At 63.2% G+C, this 16,710-nt stretch carries 17 protein-coding genes; all 17 read left to right on the forward strand.

Going from position 1 to position 16,710, the window contains the following annotated elements:
- Window positions 1-126 precede the first annotated feature (126 nt).
- The 17 genes from DK871_RS00660 to DK871_RS00740 all read left to right on the forward strand — a co-directional run bounded on the left by DK871_RS00660 (window position 127) and on the right by DK871_RS00740 (window position 16,673).
- A complete protein-coding gene (locus DK871_RS00660) occupies window positions 127-963 on the forward strand; it encodes an ABC transporter ATP-binding protein (RefSeq protein ID WP_050499539.1) in 837 nt (278 codons plus the stop codon).
- Between the two features lie 38 nt (window positions 964-1,001).
- Window positions 1,002-1,994 (forward strand): ABC transporter substrate-binding protein, encoded by a 993-nt coding sequence (locus DK871_RS00665; protein ID WP_161903650.1) that lies wholly within the window; start codon window positions 1,002-1,004, stop codon window positions 1,992-1,994.
- Between the two features lie 27 nt (window positions 1,995-2,021).
- Window positions 2,022-2,798, forward strand: coding sequence for an ABC transporter permease (locus DK871_RS00670; RefSeq protein ID WP_161903651.1), 777 nt, complete (start codon window positions 2,022-2,024; stop codon window positions 2,796-2,798).
- Window positions 2,795-3,562, forward strand: coding sequence for an SDR family oxidoreductase (locus tag DK871_RS00675; protein ID WP_256677353.1), 768 nt, complete (start codon window positions 2,795-2,797; stop codon window positions 3,560-3,562). The genes DK871_RS00670 and DK871_RS00675 overlap by 4 nt, the downstream gene beginning before the upstream one ends.
- A gap of 13 nt (window positions 3,563-3,575) precedes the next feature.
- A complete protein-coding gene (locus tag DK871_RS00680; RefSeq protein WP_014720525.1) occupies window positions 3,576-4,115 on the forward strand; it encodes a cupin domain-containing protein in 540 nt (179 codons plus the stop codon).
- 4 nt (window positions 4,116-4,119) lie between these two features.
- Entirely contained in the window at window positions 4,120-4,998 is an 879-nt protein-coding gene (locus DK871_RS00685) for an alpha/beta fold hydrolase (RefSeq protein WP_161903652.1), read from the forward strand.
- Window positions 4,995-5,828 carry an IclR family transcriptional regulator gene (locus DK871_RS00690; protein WP_161903653.1) on the forward strand — a complete coding sequence of 278 codons (834 nt, stop codon included), beginning with the start codon at window positions 4,995-4,997 and terminating at the stop codon, window positions 5,826-5,828. The genes DK871_RS00685 and DK871_RS00690 overlap by 4 nt, the downstream gene beginning before the upstream one ends.
- A 1-nt stretch (window position 5,829) precedes the next feature.
- Window positions 5,830-6,627 (forward strand): SDR family oxidoreductase, encoded by a 798-nt coding sequence (locus DK871_RS00695; RefSeq protein WP_032894477.1) that lies wholly within the window; start codon window positions 5,830-5,832, stop codon window positions 6,625-6,627.
- Window positions 6,620-8,305 carry a thiamine pyrophosphate-binding protein gene (locus DK871_RS00700; RefSeq protein WP_161903654.1) on the forward strand — a complete coding sequence of 562 codons (1,686 nt, stop codon included), beginning with the start codon at window positions 6,620-6,622 and terminating at the stop codon, window positions 8,303-8,305. The genes DK871_RS00695 and DK871_RS00700 overlap by 8 nt, the downstream gene beginning before the upstream one ends.
- Before the next feature lie 10 nt (window positions 8,306-8,315).
- Window positions 8,316-9,119 (forward strand): aspartate dehydrogenase, encoded by an 804-nt coding sequence (locus DK871_RS00705; protein WP_161903655.1) that lies wholly within the window; start codon window positions 8,316-8,318, stop codon window positions 9,117-9,119.
- A gap of 9 nt (window positions 9,120-9,128) precedes the next feature.
- A complete protein-coding gene (locus tag DK871_RS00710) occupies window positions 9,129-10,625 on the forward strand; it encodes an aldehyde dehydrogenase (RefSeq protein WP_161903656.1) in 1,497 nt (498 codons plus the stop codon).
- Window positions 10,622-11,587: a VOC family protein gene (locus DK871_RS00715; protein WP_161903657.1), complete on the forward strand. Its 966-nt coding sequence runs from the start codon at window positions 10,622-10,624 to the stop codon at window positions 11,585-11,587. Before DK871_RS00710 ends, DK871_RS00715 begins: the two co-directional genes overlap by 4 nt.
- A 13-nt stretch (window positions 11,588-11,600) precedes the next feature.
- A complete protein-coding gene (locus DK871_RS00720) occupies window positions 11,601-12,743 on the forward strand; it encodes an FAD-dependent monooxygenase (protein WP_161903658.1) in 1,143 nt (380 codons plus the stop codon).
- 17 nt (window positions 12,744-12,760) lie between these two features.
- A complete protein-coding gene (locus tag DK871_RS00725; protein WP_003195684.1) occupies window positions 12,761-12,988 on the forward strand; it encodes a recombinase-like helix-turn-helix domain-containing protein in 228 nt (75 codons plus the stop codon).
- A 20-nt stretch (window positions 12,989-13,008) separates the two neighbouring features.
- Complete coding sequence (locus DK871_RS00730; RefSeq protein ID WP_003195686.1) at window positions 13,009-14,043, forward strand: aromatic ring-hydroxylating dioxygenase subunit alpha; 1,035 nt, start codon at window positions 13,009-13,011, stop codon at window positions 14,041-14,043.
- Entirely contained in the window at window positions 14,040-14,999 is a 960-nt protein-coding gene (locus DK871_RS00735; RefSeq protein ID WP_161903659.1) for a PDR/VanB family oxidoreductase, read from the forward strand. The genes DK871_RS00730 and DK871_RS00735 overlap by 4 nt, the downstream gene beginning before the upstream one ends.
- A 447-nt stretch (window positions 15,000-15,446) precedes the next feature.
- A complete protein-coding gene (locus tag DK871_RS00740; RefSeq protein ID WP_161903660.1) occupies window positions 15,447-16,673 on the forward strand; it encodes a hypothetical protein in 1,227 nt (408 codons plus the stop codon).
- Window positions 16,674-16,710: the final 37 nt, after the last annotated feature.

Here is a 16,710-nt window from a genome sequence, read left to right on the forward strand (position 1 = left end):
ACCCATTAATTCAAAAGGGAATTCAACAAAATTTTGTAGGAATTAACCCACTGGCATTGTTCATGCACTAAACGGCGTATCACCTATAAAACAGACCAGAGTACCTTCCTGATGGCTGTGAAAGAGATGTACGCCGTGACGCCCCAATGGAATACGCCCGCACTTAAGGAAGAGCTGGAGCCGACTGAAATTGAATTCCGTAATGTCGGTAAATGTTTCCCAGCCAAAGGTAAAACAGAAGCGCCCTTTGCCATTCGCGATGTGAACTTCAAGATCCGTCGCGGCGAGGTCGTGTCGATCATCGGCCCGTCCGGTTGTGGCAAGAGCACCATCCTCAATATGGGTTCTGGCCTGTATCGGCCCACTGAAGGAGAAGTGTTCGTGGGCGGCGAGCCGGTGACCGGGCCCGTGCCGCAAGTCGCGTTCATGCTGCAAAAAGATTTGCTGATGCCTTGGCGCAGCATTCGCCGCAACGTTGAACTGGGCCTGGAGATTCAAGGCGTGCCCAGCGCGACCCGGCAAAAGGTAGCCCTGGACTTGCTCGACCGTTGCCACCTCAACGGCTTCGCCGACCATTACCCGTTCCAGCTCTCCGGCGGCATGCGCCAACGCGCCGCCCTGGCGCGCACCCTGGCCATCGACCCCCAGGTGCTGTTCCTCGATGAGCCGTTTTCCGCCCTCGACGCCCAGACCAAGATGATCCTGCAGCAGGACATGGCGCGGATGCTGTTCGATGAAAAGAAGACCGCGCTGTTCATCACCCACGACCTGATCGAGGGTATCGCCATGTCCGACCGGTTGCTGGTCATGAGCGCCCGCCCCGGCACCATCATCGAAGAAATCAGCATCGACCTGCCGTTTCGCGACAACCCGCTGGAGCGCCGCAAGCTACCGGAGATCGGCCCGCTGGTCGGTCGTCTGATGGAGCTGCTGCACGTCGGCGCCGACACCGAACTGCACTGATTACCGCCTTGCGGCCCCCAACCGATTCAGGAGTTCCCATGCTCAAGTCTCTGTTCCAACGTTTTTGCGCGCTCAGCCTTGGCCTCGGCCTGACCTGCGCGGCCCAGGCGCAGCCGACCGACGTCACCTACCTGCTGCCGGCACCGCCTAACTTGCCAGCCTTTGCACCCTGGATCATCGCCAAGGAAAAAGGCTATTACACGGCCCAGGACCTGAACCTGACGTTCATTGCCGCCAAAGGTGGTGTGGATGTGGCCAAGCAGATCGGCGCCGGCAATGCCCTGCTCGGCGGCGCCATCGGCGACACGCCGATCATGGTGCGCGGCAACGGTATCCCGGTGCGCGCCGTGGCGGTGCTGGGCGCGGGCGGTGTGACCATGATCGCCACCCACTCCAAGGACAACATCAATAACGTCAGCGACCTCAAGGGCAAGACCATGACGGTGATGTCGTATTCCGACACCACCTACTACGCGCTGCTCGCTTCGTTGCGCAAGGCCGGCCTTGGCAAGAACGATGTGGACATTCAGGCCGCGGGGCCTGCCGGGGTCTGGCAGTTGTTTACAGCCAACAAGGCCCAGGCCATGGCCGGCGTGCCGGACTGGATGGTCACCGCTGAAGAAGCCGGCGCGCAGATCAAGCTGATTCCCCAAGAGCAGATTTTCGAAAGCATGGCCCAGGCCATCCTCGCCTCGGATGACGCCATCAAGAATCACCCCCAGGTGGTGCGCGGCGTGGTCCAGGCCACCCTTAAAGGCATGCACGACATTATCCAGGACCCGCGCGCCGCCGCCGTCACCTTTGCCAAGGCGGTCCCGACCTACGCCGGCAAGGAAGACTCACTGGAGAAGATCTTCAAGCTCTATGTCGAGCACGTCTACGCCAACCAGCGCGTACTGGGGCACATCGACCCCGAGCGTCTGGACAAGGTCCGTCAGTTTTACGTGAGCGAAGGCATCGTCCCTCGGGAAACCCCGCTCGATGAGCTGTTCACCAACCAATTCGTCGACAGCCCGGTCGCCGCGCAATAACGCACCGGACAACAAGGTACGCATACGATGAAAAACCTGAACCCCTCCGTGCTCGGTAGCGTGGCGCTGCTGATCCTGTTCCTGGCGCTCTGGCAATGGGGCCCCGGGCTGCTCGGCATGCCCGAGTTCGTCATGCCCAAACTCAGCCGCGTAGCCCAGGAAAGCCTGGTGATGTGGCACAGCGGCGGCCTGCTGGAACACAGCCTGATCACCGCCATGGAGATCGTCGTCGGCTTCGCCCTGGGCGCCTTGCTAGGCGTGATGATTGGGGTGTCACTGGGCCTGTCGCCTGCAGCTGAAGCAATGCTGTCGCCCTACATCCTGGCGTTGCAAATTGCACCGAAGGTCGCCTTTGCGCCGCTGTTCGTGATGTGGCTGGGCTACACCATCTACCCGAAAATTCTGATCGCGATCCTGATCGTGTTTTTCCCGGTGATGATCAACGTGCTCTCGGCGATCCGCACGGTCGACCCGGACATGATCAACCTGGTGCGCACCATGAACGCCAGCCGCTGGCAGATCTTCCGCCTGGTGGAATTCCCCTCCGCCATGGCCGCGCTGTTTTCCGGCCTGCGCATCGCCTCCACCCTGGCCGTGATCGGCGTCACCGTCGGTGAGCTGGTCGGCGGCAACCAGGGCCTTGGCTTCCTGTTGGTGGACGCCGAGGGCCAAGGCAACACGGCCGGGGTATTCGTCGCCATCGTCATGCTCACCCTGATTGGGGTGGTCGCCTATGGCGCCGTGGTGTGGGCGGAAAAACGCGTCCTGCACTACATGCCCAAAGCCATGTTGAGCACGCAATGATGAACAACCAAAACCGTTTGCTCGAAGGTCGTCGCGTGCTGGTGACCGGCGGCGCCCGTGGCCTGGGTTACGGGTTCGCCCAGGCCATCGGCCAGGCCGGTGCCCGCGTGGTGATTGCCGACGTGCTGGAAGAGCGTGTGCAACAGGCGGCCTGTGAACTGCAGGCCCTGGGCCTGGACGTGCAGGCTGTCACGGTCGACCTGGCCCAGCCTGAGTCGATCCAGGCGTGCATCACCGCGACACTCGGTTTGCTGGGCGGCCTCGATGGCCTGGTGAACAACGCCTCCATCACCAACTCCGGTGGCAAAGGCTGCGAAGACCTGAGCATCGACACCTGGGACCAGGTGATGCAGGTCAACGTGCGCGGCACTTGGCTGATGACCACCGCGTGCCTGCCGGCGCTGCGTGCCAGTGGCCACGGCGCCATCGTCAACCTGGCCTCCGACACGCCTCTGTGGGGCGCGCCAAACCTGTTGGCCTACGTCGCCAGCAAGGGCGCAATCATCGCCATGACCCGCAGCCTGGCCCGCGAGCTGGGCGCCGACAACATCACGGTCAACGCCATCGCCCCTGGCCTGGTGCTGGTGGAAGCAACCGCCTACGTGCCCGAGGCACGCCACCGTTTGTACAACGACCAGCGGGCCATCCAACGCCCGCAACTGCCCGAAGACGTCAGCGGCGCCGTGCTGTTCGCGCTGTCCGACCTTGCCCGCTTCATCACTGGACAAACCCTGCCGGTCAACGGCGGGTTCGTCATGCCTTGATCTGGAGACTGTCATGACTGATCTATCTGCCCAAAACGACACCCCGAAAAGCTGGGACCGCCCAGCCGGCGCCAGCCTGGAAAGCTGGATGAACACCCGTATCGCCCGTTACGAAACGCGCAAGTACGACTGGGATGCGCTGAAGTTCCAGGCTGACTACGACCCCAAGTTCCGCCGTGCACAAATGCGCTACATCGGCACCGGAGGCACCGGCATCAGCACCGACATGAACACCATCCCGTCGGAGCATTTCACCTTCTCCACCATGGTGATCCCGGCTGGCCACGAAGGCCCGCCGCACCTGCACATCGACGTCGAAGAAGTGTTCTTCGTGCTGCGCGGCAAGCTCAAGGTGGTACTGGAAAAAGACGGCGAGCGCTTCGAAACCATCCTCACCGACCGCGACGTGATTTCCGTGCCACCGGGCGTGTACCGCGAAGAGATCAACATCGGCGATGAAGACGCGTTGATGTGCGTGATGCTCGGCGCAAAAAAACCTATTACGCCAACCTACCCGCCAGAGCACCCTCTGGCTTCGATCAAGCGCGGATAAGCCCATGCTGCCAGGACTCTCTCAAGCCGCGCCGGCGGTCGACCTGCAAGCCCAACTGGAGCGTGATTTCCCCCAGCGCCTGGTGGCCTCGGCCGGTGGGCAACAGGCATTGCGTGAATGTGGCGCGGGCCCGGTGGTGGTGCTGCTGCACGGTATCGGCTCCGGGGCGGCGTCCTGGCTGCAAGTGGCACAGCAGCTGGCACCCCAGGCCCGTGTCATTGCCTGGGATGCACCTGGCTACCGCGACTCCAGCCCGCTGGAGTCGGAGGCGCCCAAGGCCGAGCAGTACGCAGCCCGTCTGGCGCAGATGCTGGATGCGTTGGGTGTGGAGGAATGTGTGCTGGTCGGCCATTCCCTTGGCGCCCTCACCGCTCTGGCGTTCGCCCGCAGTTCACAGGCCCATCGCGTCAAGCGGTTGGTGCTAATCAGCCCGGCACGCGGCTACGGCGCACCAGCGCTTGGCCAACAGCGCCAACAGGTGCGTCAGCAACGCCTGGACAACCTGCAACGCCTGGGCATCGCCGGGCTGGCCGAACAACGCAGCGCTCACATGCTGTCGCCCCGTGCCACGCCCCAGGCCCTGGCCTGGGTGCGTTGGAACATGGCGCGCCTGAACCCCGTTGGTTATCGCCAGGCCATTGAATTGCTGTGCGGCGATGACCTGCTGCGCCATGGCCAACCGGCCATGCCCTGCGAGGTGCATTGCGGTGAAGCCGACAGCATCACTCCCGCCGAGGCCTGCCTGAGCGTGGCCAAGGCGCTGGGCGCCAGCTTCAACCTGATTGCCGACGCCGGCCACGCCAGCCCCATCGAGCAACCCCAAGTGGTGGCCGGGCGCCTGGCCTGCGCCATTCATCAATCCCTGACAGGTAGCACCCTATGAACGATTCCGATCTGCTCAAAGACGCTCAGGACAAATACATCGTTCCAGGCCTGGAGCGTGGCCTGCTCCTGCTGTGTGAGTTCAGCCGGCGCAACCGCACCCTGACCGCGCCGGAGCTGGCACGCCGGTTGGCACTGCCCCGCTCGACCATCTTCCGCCTGCTGACCACCCTGGAGACCATGGGCTTCGTCACCCGCAGCGGCAATGAATACCGCCTCGGCATGTCCGTGCTGCGCCTGGGCTTCGAGTACCTCGCGTCGCTGGAGCTGACCGAACTGGGCCAGCCGTTGCTGGCGCGCCTGTGCGACCGGGTCAACTACCCGAGCAACCTGGTGGTGCGTGATGGTCGCTCGATTGTCTACGTGGCCAAGGTTTCACCGCCGTCGGTGTTCTCCAACGCGGTCAACGTCGGCACCCGCCTGCCCGCCCATGCCACCGTACTGGGGCGCATCCTGCTCGAAGACTTGTCGCTGGCCGAGTTGCGTGAGTTGTACCCCGAAGAGCACTTGGAACAACACTCGCCTTGCACGCCAAAAACCGTGATGGCGCTGTTCGACCTGGTCCAGGCCGACCGCCAGCGCGGCTTTGTCAGCGGCGAAGGCTTTTTCGAATCGGCGATTTCCACCGTGGCCGCGCCGGTGCGTGACCAGAGCGACGGCATCGTCGCAGCCCTGGGCGTGACCATCCCCACGGCGCAGATCGGCCACGTCAACTTTGAAGAGCTCTTGAATCAGGTCCGGCGCAGCGCCGACGAACTGTCACGCCTGCTCAACTACAACGGCGGCGCCCATAACGGGCAGCCCCGCGTCACCGCCTTGATGAGAGACTGACATGAGCCTTTACCAATTGCAGGGCCGCGTCGCCATTGTCACCGGGGGATCTTCGGGCATCGGCCTGGCCTGTGTCGAACTGCTGCTGGAAGCCGGTGCGGCGGTGGCGTTCTGCGGTCGCGATCAAGAGCGCCTGCGCCGTGCTGAAGCCGGTTTGCGCGAGCGTTTCCCAAAAGCCCGCCTGCTGGCCCAGGCCTGCGATGTGCTCGATGCCGAGTCGGTCAACGCGTTTGCCGCCGCCAGCCTGGCTGCGTTGGGGGCGGCCAACGTGCTGATCAACAACGCCGGGCAAGGCCGGGTCTCGACCTTTGCCGACACCACTGACAGCGCCTGGACCGAAGAGCTGAACCTGAAGTTTTTCTCGGTGATCAACCCGGTCCGCGCCTTCAAGCCTCAGCTGGAAAGCCAGCCTGACGCCGCTATCGTCTGCGTCAATTCGCTGCTGGCCAGCCAGCCCGAACCGCACATGGTCGCCACCTCCGCCGCACGCGCCGGGCTCAAGAACCTGGTGCGCTCCATGGCCACTGAATTTGCCCCGCAGGGCATCCGCGTCAACGGCATCCTGATCGGCCTGGTGGAATCCGGGCAATGGCGCCGGCGTTTCGAAGCGCGTGAAGAACGCGACCTCGGCTGGGCGCAATGGACCGCGCGGCTGGCACAACAAAAACACATTCCCTTGGGGCGCCTGGGCCTGCCGATTGAAGCGGCCCGCGCGATCCTGTTTCTGGCCTCGCCTCTGTCGGCTTACACCACAGGCAGCCATATCGATGTATCCGGAGGCCTGTCCCGCCATGCGTAATGAAAACAACACTGTCACCGTGGGCGCTGCCATCACCGCCTTTCTCGAGCAATGCGACGTCAAGGCTGTGTTCGGCGTGATCTCGATCCACAACATGCCGATCCTCGATGCCTTTGCGGTGCGCGGCAATATCCGCTTCGTCATGGCCCGGGGCGAAGCCGGCGCCGCCAACATGGCCGATGCCTACGCCCGCACCACCGGCGGCCTGGGTGTGTGCCTGACGTCCACCGGCACCGCCGCTGGCAATGCCGCAGGCGCCATGGTCGAAGCCCAGACTGCAGGCACTCCGCTGCTGCACATCACCGGGCAAATCGAAACGCCGTACCTGGACCAGGAGCTCGCTTACATCCACGAAGCCCGCGACCAGTTGAACATGCTCAAGGCCGTGTCCAAGGCCGCCTTCCGCGTACGCAGTGTCGAGACCGCCCTGAGCACCATGAAGCTCGCGGTGCAGACCGCCCTCACCGCGCCCACCGGGCCGGTGAGCGTCGAAATCCCTATCGACATCCAGTCCACCTTCATCCCGATGCCCACCGACCTGTCGCCGCTGCCGATCCCGGTGGCCGTGCCCGCGCCGGAAGCCCTGGACCTGATGGCCGACCGCCTGGCCAGCGCCAAGCGGCCGATGCTCTGGCTCGGCGGCGGCGCCCGGCATGCCGGCGCACAGGTCAAACGCCTGCTGGCGATGGGCGTGGGCGTGATCACCTCCACGCAAGGGCGTGGCGTGGTCAATGAAGACGACGAGCGTTGCCTGGGGGCGTTCTCGCAGAACAAGCGCGTCGAACAGTTTCTGCAAACCTGCGATGCGCTGCTGATCGCCGGCTCGCGCCTGCGCAGTAACGAAACCTTCAAGTACGCGCTGAAACTACCTTCGAACCTCTTGCGCATCGACGCCAACCCGGCGATCGAAGGCCGCAGTTACGCCAGCGAACTGTTTGTCTGCGGCGACGCGGCGCTGGCGCTCGAAGGCCTGGCGGATCGCCTGGAAGGCCGCTTGCACACCGACCCGAGCTTTCTCGCTGAACTCAAAGCCGTGCGCGAACAATCACGTAGCCAACTGATGGCCGACCTCGGGCCGTACTCGGCCATGGTCGAACAATTGCAGGCCTTGACCGGGCGCAACTTCTCCTGGGTACGCGATGTGACCCTGTCCAACAGCATCTGGGGCAACCGCCTGCTGACCCTGTATCACCCACGCGCAGGTGTGCATGCCTTGGGCGGCGGGATTGGCCAGGGGTTGGCCATGGGCATCGGCGCAGCGGTCGCCGCAGCGGAAACGGCGCCTGAGCGCAAAGTGTTCGCCATCGCAGGTGACGGCGGCTTCATCCTCAACCTGGGCGAGCTGGCGACCCTGGTGCAGGAGCGCGCCAACCTGGTGATCCTGCTGATGAACGACCAGCGTTACGGGGTGATCCGCAATATCCAGGACGCCGTCTACGGCAGCCGCCATTGCTACGTCGACCTGCACACCCCGGACTACACCAAGCTCGCCGAGTCTCTGGGACTGCGCCATGGCCTGGTCACCGACCTCAAGGACTTTGGCAAGGTGGTGGACAGCGCCCTGAGCCAGCCGGGCCCGTTCCTGCTGGAAGTGGACATGCTCAGCGTCGGCAACTTCGCCACCCAGTTCGCCGGCCCGCCCAACAGCGAAACCAAAGCCCAGAAGGCCACCGCCTGAGGATCGCACCATGTTGCATATCACCATGATCGGCTGCGGTGCCATTGGCGTCGGTGTGCTGGAGCTGCTGGAGAACGACCCACAGCTGTGCGTGGATTACGTCATCGCGTCCGAGGGCTCCGAAGCCTTGGTGCGCCAGCGCCTGGCCAGTTTCAAACAGCCGCCGCAGGTGCTGACCGCCTTGCCCGCCGATGCCCGCCCGGATTTGCTGGTGGAGTGCGCCGGGCATCGCGCCATTGAAGAACATGTGCTGCCGGCGCTGGAGCGTGGGATTGCCTGCCTGATTGTGTCGGTAGGCGCGCTGTCCGAGGTCGGCCTGGTGGAACGCCTGGAGGCGGCGGCCGAGCGCGGCAAGACCCGCATCGAGTTGCTGCCCGGCGCCATCGGCGGCATCGATGCGCTGTCGGCGGCCAAGGTCGGCGGGCTGGACGCGGTCAACTACACCGGCCGCAAGCCGGCCCGCGCCTGGAAGAACACCCCCGGCGAACAGGCCTGCGATCTTGACTCGATCAGTGAAGCCACGGTGATCTTCCAGGGCAGCGCTCGCGAAGCGGCGCGCCTGTACCCCAAGAACGCCAACGTCGCGGCCACTCTGTCGCTGGCCGGGCTGGGCCTGGACCGCACCCATGTGACGTTGATCGCCGACCCCCACAGCGATGAAAACGTCCACCACTTCGAAGCCCGGGGCGCCTTTGGCCGTTTCGAGTTGAGCCTGCGCGGCAAGCCCTTGCTGGCCAACCCGAAGACCTCGGCGCTGACCGTGTACAGCGTGGTCCGTGCCCTAGGCAACCATGCCCACGCGATTTCCATTTAGGAGCCGTCGATGAACACCGAACAGACGTTACCCATCTGCATCGCCGGCCACTGGCGCCCAGGCCGTGGCGAGCGCTACGCCAGCCGCTACCCGGCCACCGGCGAAGCCGTAGCCTGGCTGAATGCCGCCGACCTGCAGGATGTAGAAGAAGCCATCCTGGGCGCGCACCAGGCATTCCTGCACAGCGGCTGGGCCCAGCGCAAACCCCATGAGCGCGCCGGGGTGCTCTACCGCATTGCCGAATTGATCCGCCTGCACAGCGAAGAGCTGGCGCAACTGCAACGCCAGGACAACGGCAAACCGATCAATGAAACCCGCGCCCTGGTGGCCAGTGCGGCGGGCACCTTTCAGTTTTTCGCCGCAGCCTGCGAAACCCTGGAAGAAACCATCACGCCGTCACGCGGTGATTTCGTCAGCATGAGCGTGTATGAACCGATGGGCGTGGTCGCCGCGATCACCCCGTGGAACTCGCCGATTGCCAGCGAGGCGCAGAAGGTTGCGCCGGCACTGGCCGCCGGCAATGCGGTGGTGATTAAGCCTGCGGAAATCACCCCGCTGCTGGCCCTGCGCCTGGCGCGTCTGTGTGAAGAAGCCGGCTTGCCCAAGGGCTTGATCAGCGTGCTGCCGGGCAAGGGTTCGTTGCTGGGGGATGCGCTGACGCGCCACCCGCTGATCAAGCGCGTGTCGTTTACCGGTGGTACGCGCACTGGCAAACACATCGCCCATATTGCTGCCGACAAGATGATGCCGGTGTCCCTGGAACTGGGCGGCAAATCACCGACCATCGTCCTCGAGGATGCCGACCTTGAGCATGCGGTGGCCGGGGTGCTGTACGGCATCTTCAGTTCGTCGGGCGAAGCCTGTATCGCCGGCTCTCGGTTGTTCATCGCCCGTGCTTTGTACGAGCCGTTCATGCAGCGCTTGGTCGCCGCCGCCGCGAACCTGCGGGTGGGCGACCCGGCCGACGAACACACACAGATGGGCCCGTTGATCAGCGCCAGCCACCGCGAATCCGTAGAGCGTTACGTCGCCCTCGGCCTGGCCGAAGGTGGGCGCCTGCGCCTGGGTGGGCAACGCCCTAGCGGTGGACTGTATGACCAGGGTTACTTCTACCCGCCGACCATCCTGGAGGGCCTGAGTAACCACCAGCAAGTCTGCCAGGAGGAAATCTTCGGGCCGGTGCTGGTGGCCATGCCGTTCGACGACGAAGCGCAACTGCTGGAGCAGGCCAACGACAGCGTCTACGCCCTCGCCGCCGGGATCTGGACCCGTGACTACAAGCGCGCCTGGGCCCTGGGCCGGCGTTTACAGGCCGGCACGGTGTGGATCAACACCTATAAGCAATTCTCGATCTCCACGCCGTTCGGCGGCTGGCGCGACAGCGGCCTGGGCCGCGAAAAAGGTCGCCTGGGCATCCTGCAGTACATGGAACAGAAGAGCCTCTACTGGGGCATGAACGAACAGCCACTGGCCTGGGCCGGTGTGCCACGAGAGGTAGCGCAATGAGCGTGTTAGGCATTGATGAAGTCACCTATGGCGTCGAGGACCTGGACACCTGCGTGCGGTTTTTCAGCGATTGGGGCCTGACCCAAGTCAGCGCGCAACCGGACGAAGTGGTGTTCGAGACCCTCAACGGCTGCCGCGTCGTGCTTGCCGACCTGAACAAACCCGGCTTGCCACCGGCCATCGAAGCCGGCTCCACGGTGCGCGAAGTGGTCTGGGGCGTGGCCAGCACCGCCGACCTGGCGCTGTACAGCCAACGCATCGCCAATGATCCGGGGTTTGTCGAACGTGACGGGCGCATTGGCTGCACCGACCCCAACGGTTTGGCGATCCGCCTGCAAGTCACGCGCAAGCGTGAACTGGAGATTGAATGCAGCGGCCACAACACCTGGCAAACCAAAGGCCGGATCAACAAGGCAGCGCCGATCTATGAGCGCGCGACACCGATTGAAGTCGGCCACGTGGTGTTTTTCGTCAAGGACGTGAACGCCTGCGAAGCCTTCTACCACGAGCGTTTCGGCTTCCAGGCCTCGGACCGTTACCCGGACCGCGGGGCCTTCTTGCGTACCGCCGAAGAAGGCGGCCACCACGACCTGTTCATGCTGCAACTGCCGGCACCACGGGCGGGGCTGAACCACGTGGCCTTTACCGTGCGCGATGTGCACGAAGTGTTTGGCGGCGGCATGCACATTTCCCGCAGCGGCTGGCCGACCGAGATCGGGCCGGGCCGCCACCCGGTGTCTTCGGCGTTTTTCTGGTACTTCAAGAACCCGGCGGGCGCGCTGGTGGAGTACTACGCCGATGAAGACCAACTGACCGGCGAATGGCAGCCACGCACCTTTGAGCCTGGCCCCACAGTGTTCGCTGAATGGGCCATTGCTGGCGGTATCGACGGCAATACCCGGCGCCAGCAACACGTCGAGGCGCCGCAAGGCAAGTTCCTCACCGACAAACCCAAACCTTGAGCAGGAGTCGCCCATGCCTTCCCTGAATATTGCTATCGCCGGTGCCGGTATCGGCGGCCTGACCGCCGCCATCGCTCTGCATCGCGCCGGCCACCAGGTCACCGTGTTCGAACAGTCCAAGGCGTTTTTGCGCGTCGGTGCCGACATTAACCTCACGCCCAACGCGGTCCGTGCGCTGGATGGCCTGGGCATTGGCCCCGCCGTACGCATCCCGGCCGCACGGCCTACCCACCGCATCAGCCGTATGTGGGACACCGGCGAAGAGACTTCGCGCCTGGAAATGTCCGACGCCGCCGAACAGAAATACGGCGCGCCGCAACTGACCATCCACCGCGCCGACCTGCTCGCGGCCCTGGCCGAGGTGTTCCCACTGAACCAGGTGCAGTTCGCCAAGCGTGCCGAACGGGTCGCACAAGCTGACGACGGCATTACCTTGCACTTCAAGGATGGTAGCCAGCACCGCTGTGACGTGCTGATCGGCGCCGACGGCATCCACTCGGTGGTGCGCAACGCGCTGTTTGGCGAAGAACACCCGCGCTTTACCGGCGTAGTGGCGTATCGCGCGGTGGTGCCGGCCGAGCTGGTGGCGCATGTGCCCAACATCCAGGCGTTCACCAAATGGTGGGGGCCGAACCCGCAAAGCCAGATCGTCACCTTCCCGCTGAACCAGGGCAAAGACATCTTCATTTTCGCTACCACCGCCCAGGACAGCTGGCACGAAGAGTCGTGGACCAGCGCCGGCGATGCCGATGAGCTGCGCAGCCACTACCAGGCGTTCCATCCGGACGCCCGCGCCCTGCTCGATGCCTGCACCGATGTGCTCAAGACCGCGCTGTATGAGCGCGACCCGCTGCCGTTCTGGTCCAAGGGCGCGATCACCCTGCTGGGCGATGCCTGCCACCCGATGATGCCGTTCATGGCCCAGGGTGCCGGCCAGGCCATCGAAGATGCGGTGGTGCTCGCGCGCTACTTGCAAGACCTCGACAGCCCGGCCTCGGTGGCCGGTGCCTTGCAGGCTTACCAGCAAGCGCGCCTGGAACGCACCAGCCAGATCCAGATCGGCTCGCGGGGCAACCAGTGGCTCAAGGACGGCGGTAACGCCGATTGGGTCTACGGCTACGACGCCTGGGGCGTCTCGACAACTCACGCAGCCTGAATACGGAGGTCCACACCATGAGTACTCACGAACCCTACCTGCAACCCCATCAGGCGCGTAAACGGCCCAACACCCAGTTCGAAGAGTTGCTGGGCGACTCCATCGAGCGCGCTTTCGGGAGTGGCGTGACTGAACTGCCGGCCCTGCTCGCGCACTTGAACCTGGCCGGCCCGCCGTGCCCGCTGACCAGCGGCGAATGGACCGAAGATGCCTACAAAACCCTGATGGCCCGGCTGGGCGAATGACCCGGCAGAAGGAATAAAAAATGAACATGCAACTGACCGTCGACCCTGTTGAACAGCACTTGGCCAATGGCCTCAAAGACCTCTGGTTCCCGGTATTGCCGTCGGACCTTTTGGGTGAGAAGCCGCTGTCGATACGACGCCTGGGCTACAAGATCGCCCTGTGGCGCGACAACGATGGCAGCGTTCATGCGCTGGAAGACCATTGTCCCCATCGCGGCGCCCCGCTGTCCCAAGGGCCGGTGCTGGGCGATCGCTTGCAGTGCCCGTATCACGGCGTCGAAGTGCGCTGCGACGGCACCGTCACCAAAGTGCCTGGTAGCCCCGGCTGCAAGCTGGAAGGCAGCCGGCCCACACGTATGTTCCACACCCGCGAAGCCGCAGGCGCGATCTTCTTGTTCAACGCCACCGACCCGCACCTGGACGTTGCGCCAGAGCTGGTGCTGCCCGAACAATTGACTTCGCCCGAGTGGAGCAGCTTCGTCTGCTACACCGAGTGGAAAGGCGACTATCGCTACGTGATCGACAACGTCATGGACCCGATGCACGGCACCTACCTGCACAAAATGTCGCACTCGATGAGCGAAGGCGAAGCCACCGCCAAGTTCGTCACCCGCGACACCGATACCGGCTTTTTCTTCGAGAAGGAAGGCCAGCGCGGCGTGAACTTCGACTGGACCGAGTTCGTGGACAACGGCTGCCATTGGCTGCGCCTGGAAATCCCCTACCCGAAAACCGGCGGCCCCGGCGGCAACTTCACCATCATCGGCAGCTACACCCCCAGCAGTCGTTCGCTGGCCGCGGCATTCCACTGGCGCTGCCGCCCGCTGACCGGCTGGCAGCGTGACACCTGGCGCTTCTTGTACAAGAACCGTCTGGAAGCGCGGCATTGGGCGGTACTGGAACAAGACCGGGTGCTGCTGGAGTTCATGGAGCCGGACGCCAATCAGCGTGAAAACCTCTACCAGCACGACTTGGGCGTGGTGCGGCTGCGCAGGTACCTGAAGAACGCCGCCAAAGCCCAGCTCGAGTTGATCGACGCGAAGCAATTGCCATGAACAAAGCCGCGCTCCTCAACGCCCGCGTCCACACCCTGCGCTATGAAGCCGAAGGCATCATCAGTGTCGAACTGCGGCCTTTGGGCGATACCGTATTCGCGCCGTTCGACGCCGGCTCACACATCGACCTGCACCTGGCCAACGGCCTGGTGCGCAGTTATTCGCTGCTCAACTCGCCCAGCGACCGTGGGCGTTATGTGGTCGGTATCCTGCGTGACCGCAACAGCCGTGGCGGTTCGGAGTACGTGCACAGCCAGTTGCGGGTCGGCATGCCGTTGTCAATCTCGCCGCCACGCAACAACTTCGAACTGGACCTGAGCGCCAGCCACAGTGTGCTGGTGGCCGGTGGCATCGGGATCACGCCGATCTACTGCATGTTCCGCCAATTGCTGGCGCTGGGAAAATCCGCCGAGTTGATCTACTGCGCCCGCTCACGCCAGGAAGCGGCGTTGGTTGAAGCCTTGGGTGGGCTCGATGCGCGGGTGACTTACCACTTCAACGACGAGAAAGGCGTGCCACCTGATCTTGCCGCCTACCTCGCCGGCCAGCCTGCGGATACGCACCTGTACTGCTGCGGCCCGACGCCAATGCTCGACGCTTTCGAAAGTACCTGTGAGCGCCTGGGTTATCCCCATGCTCACATCGAACGCTTTGCCGCCGCCGAACTGCCGCCCAGCGAAGACGCCCAAAGTAGTTACAGCGTTGAACTGAAAAGGTCCGGCAAAACCCTGGCGGTGGAACCCGGCTTGAGTTTGCTGGATGTACTGCTGGAGGCCGGCTGCGACATTGATCACAGCTGCCGCGAAGGCGTCTGTGGCTCCTGCGAAACACGGGTGGTGGAAGGCGAAATCGACCACCGCGATGGGGTGCTGACCAAGGCCGAGCGGGCGGCGAACACGTCGATGATGGTGTGCGTTTCCGGCTGCAAGAGCCGACGTTTGGTGCTCGACCTCTAACCCCCCCCCTTGTAGGAGCGAGCTTGCTCGCGAAGAACGTCCAGGCACTGCGTTATTCCAGGATGCACGCAGTATCGTTAACGTTTCTCGCGAGCAAGCTCGCTCCTACAGGATCACCCGCAAAGTGCCCGTTTCATTGGCAGCGTGCAATAAATACGCACCGATCACGGGCAACTTTGTTACCGCACTTGCGGGTTGTTTCATGGGTTATACAAACAGCCTTGTTTCCCATATAAACAACTGTTTTTAATGATATTTTCATAAAACAAAAACCAATAAGCCGCCTGGCACACTTCCTGCTCTACTCCTGTGCATTCACTGATTAAACGGCGTTTCGCCGATAAAACAATAATAACCAACACTTAAACCGGTAAGACCCGCTCCCTCCTTAGTTGCCTTTAAAGGCAAGCGGACGAGTGTTGCCGATCACCCGGTAGAGAGGTCTCTATGAAGCGCGTCTTGTGTACAGGTTTGATGTTTACCAGTTTCAGCAGTTTCGCCGCAGAGCCCATTCCTTCCGAGCCGGTGCGGACCAACGCCGCTAACAAACCTTTCCCGCATATTTCCTGGCGCAGCGATAGCGGCGACAGCAGCCTGGACATCGGCGGGGCGCTGCGTACCAACTATCGCGACGAGCATTGGGACACCACCGAGAATAACGGCCGGTTTCTGTTCGATACGTTCCGCCTGGATGTGCAGGCCACCTACAAGAGCCTCTACAGCGATATCGGCTACTGGTTCCAGGATGACGGCAAGCGTTCCATTGACCGCGGGTTCGTGGGCTATCGGCTCAATGCCAACTCCAACCTGCAACTGGGCGCGCCGTTCAAACCCTTCGGCCTGGAGCCTTATCCGCAATTTGGCTGGAGCTACCACCTGCCGTTCTTCATGGGCTACGCAGTGAGTGCTGGCACCGGCCTTAAATACAGCTATAAGGACCAGGACTGGGACGTGCAGCTCGGCTTTTTCCCACGCATGCTGCCCAGCGACCTGCGTTACTCGCCGGAAGTAGGGCGCTACGCCGATTTGAATGACAACGCGATTGCCTTCACCCAGTCGCGCCAGGACAACGAGAAGCGCAACCAATTCAACGCCCGCGTGGCGCGCACGTTCAACAACGAGGGCTGGAAGACCGAAGTCGGCGCCTCGCTCGCCACCGCCCAACTGTACAACGCCACCACCAAAGACAATGGCGACTACTGGGCCGCCGGCGTACACGCCATCATCAGCAAGGGCCTGTGGACCGTCACTACCCAAGCCATCCGCTACGAATACGACCCCGAAAACCCAACCGGCGTGAGCAACGACTCGGTGCTGATGGGCGGCAATGGCCTGACGCCTGCGTACCTGATCGCCTCCAAGGCCAGCCTGGCTTCGCTCAACGTCGGCTACGACATCCACACGCCCCGGCTGGGGCAACTGAAGAAGATCAAGCTGTACAGCGATTACAGCCGGATGATGAAAGACAAAAGCGCCTGGGACGACTCGCAGATGTTCACCGTGGGCGCGCAGTTCCTGGCAATGCCGGTGATGGCCTGGGTCGACCTTACGTGGGCGCGCAATGCCAACCCCTATGGCGGTGCGGAGAATGGCAGCGGCTTTACCAGCACCAGTTCGGTGGGTAGCAACGATTGGTATTACCGCACCAACGTCAACATCGGTTACTACTTCTGAGGTAGACCTAAGCTTGCTCCCCTTGGACTGCGCAGTC

The sequence above is a fragment of the Pseudomonas sp. L13 genome, from assembly GCF_009935965.1.
Lineage (GTDB): Bacteria > Pseudomonadota > Gammaproteobacteria > Pseudomonadales > Pseudomonadaceae > Aquipseudomonas > Aquipseudomonas lactis.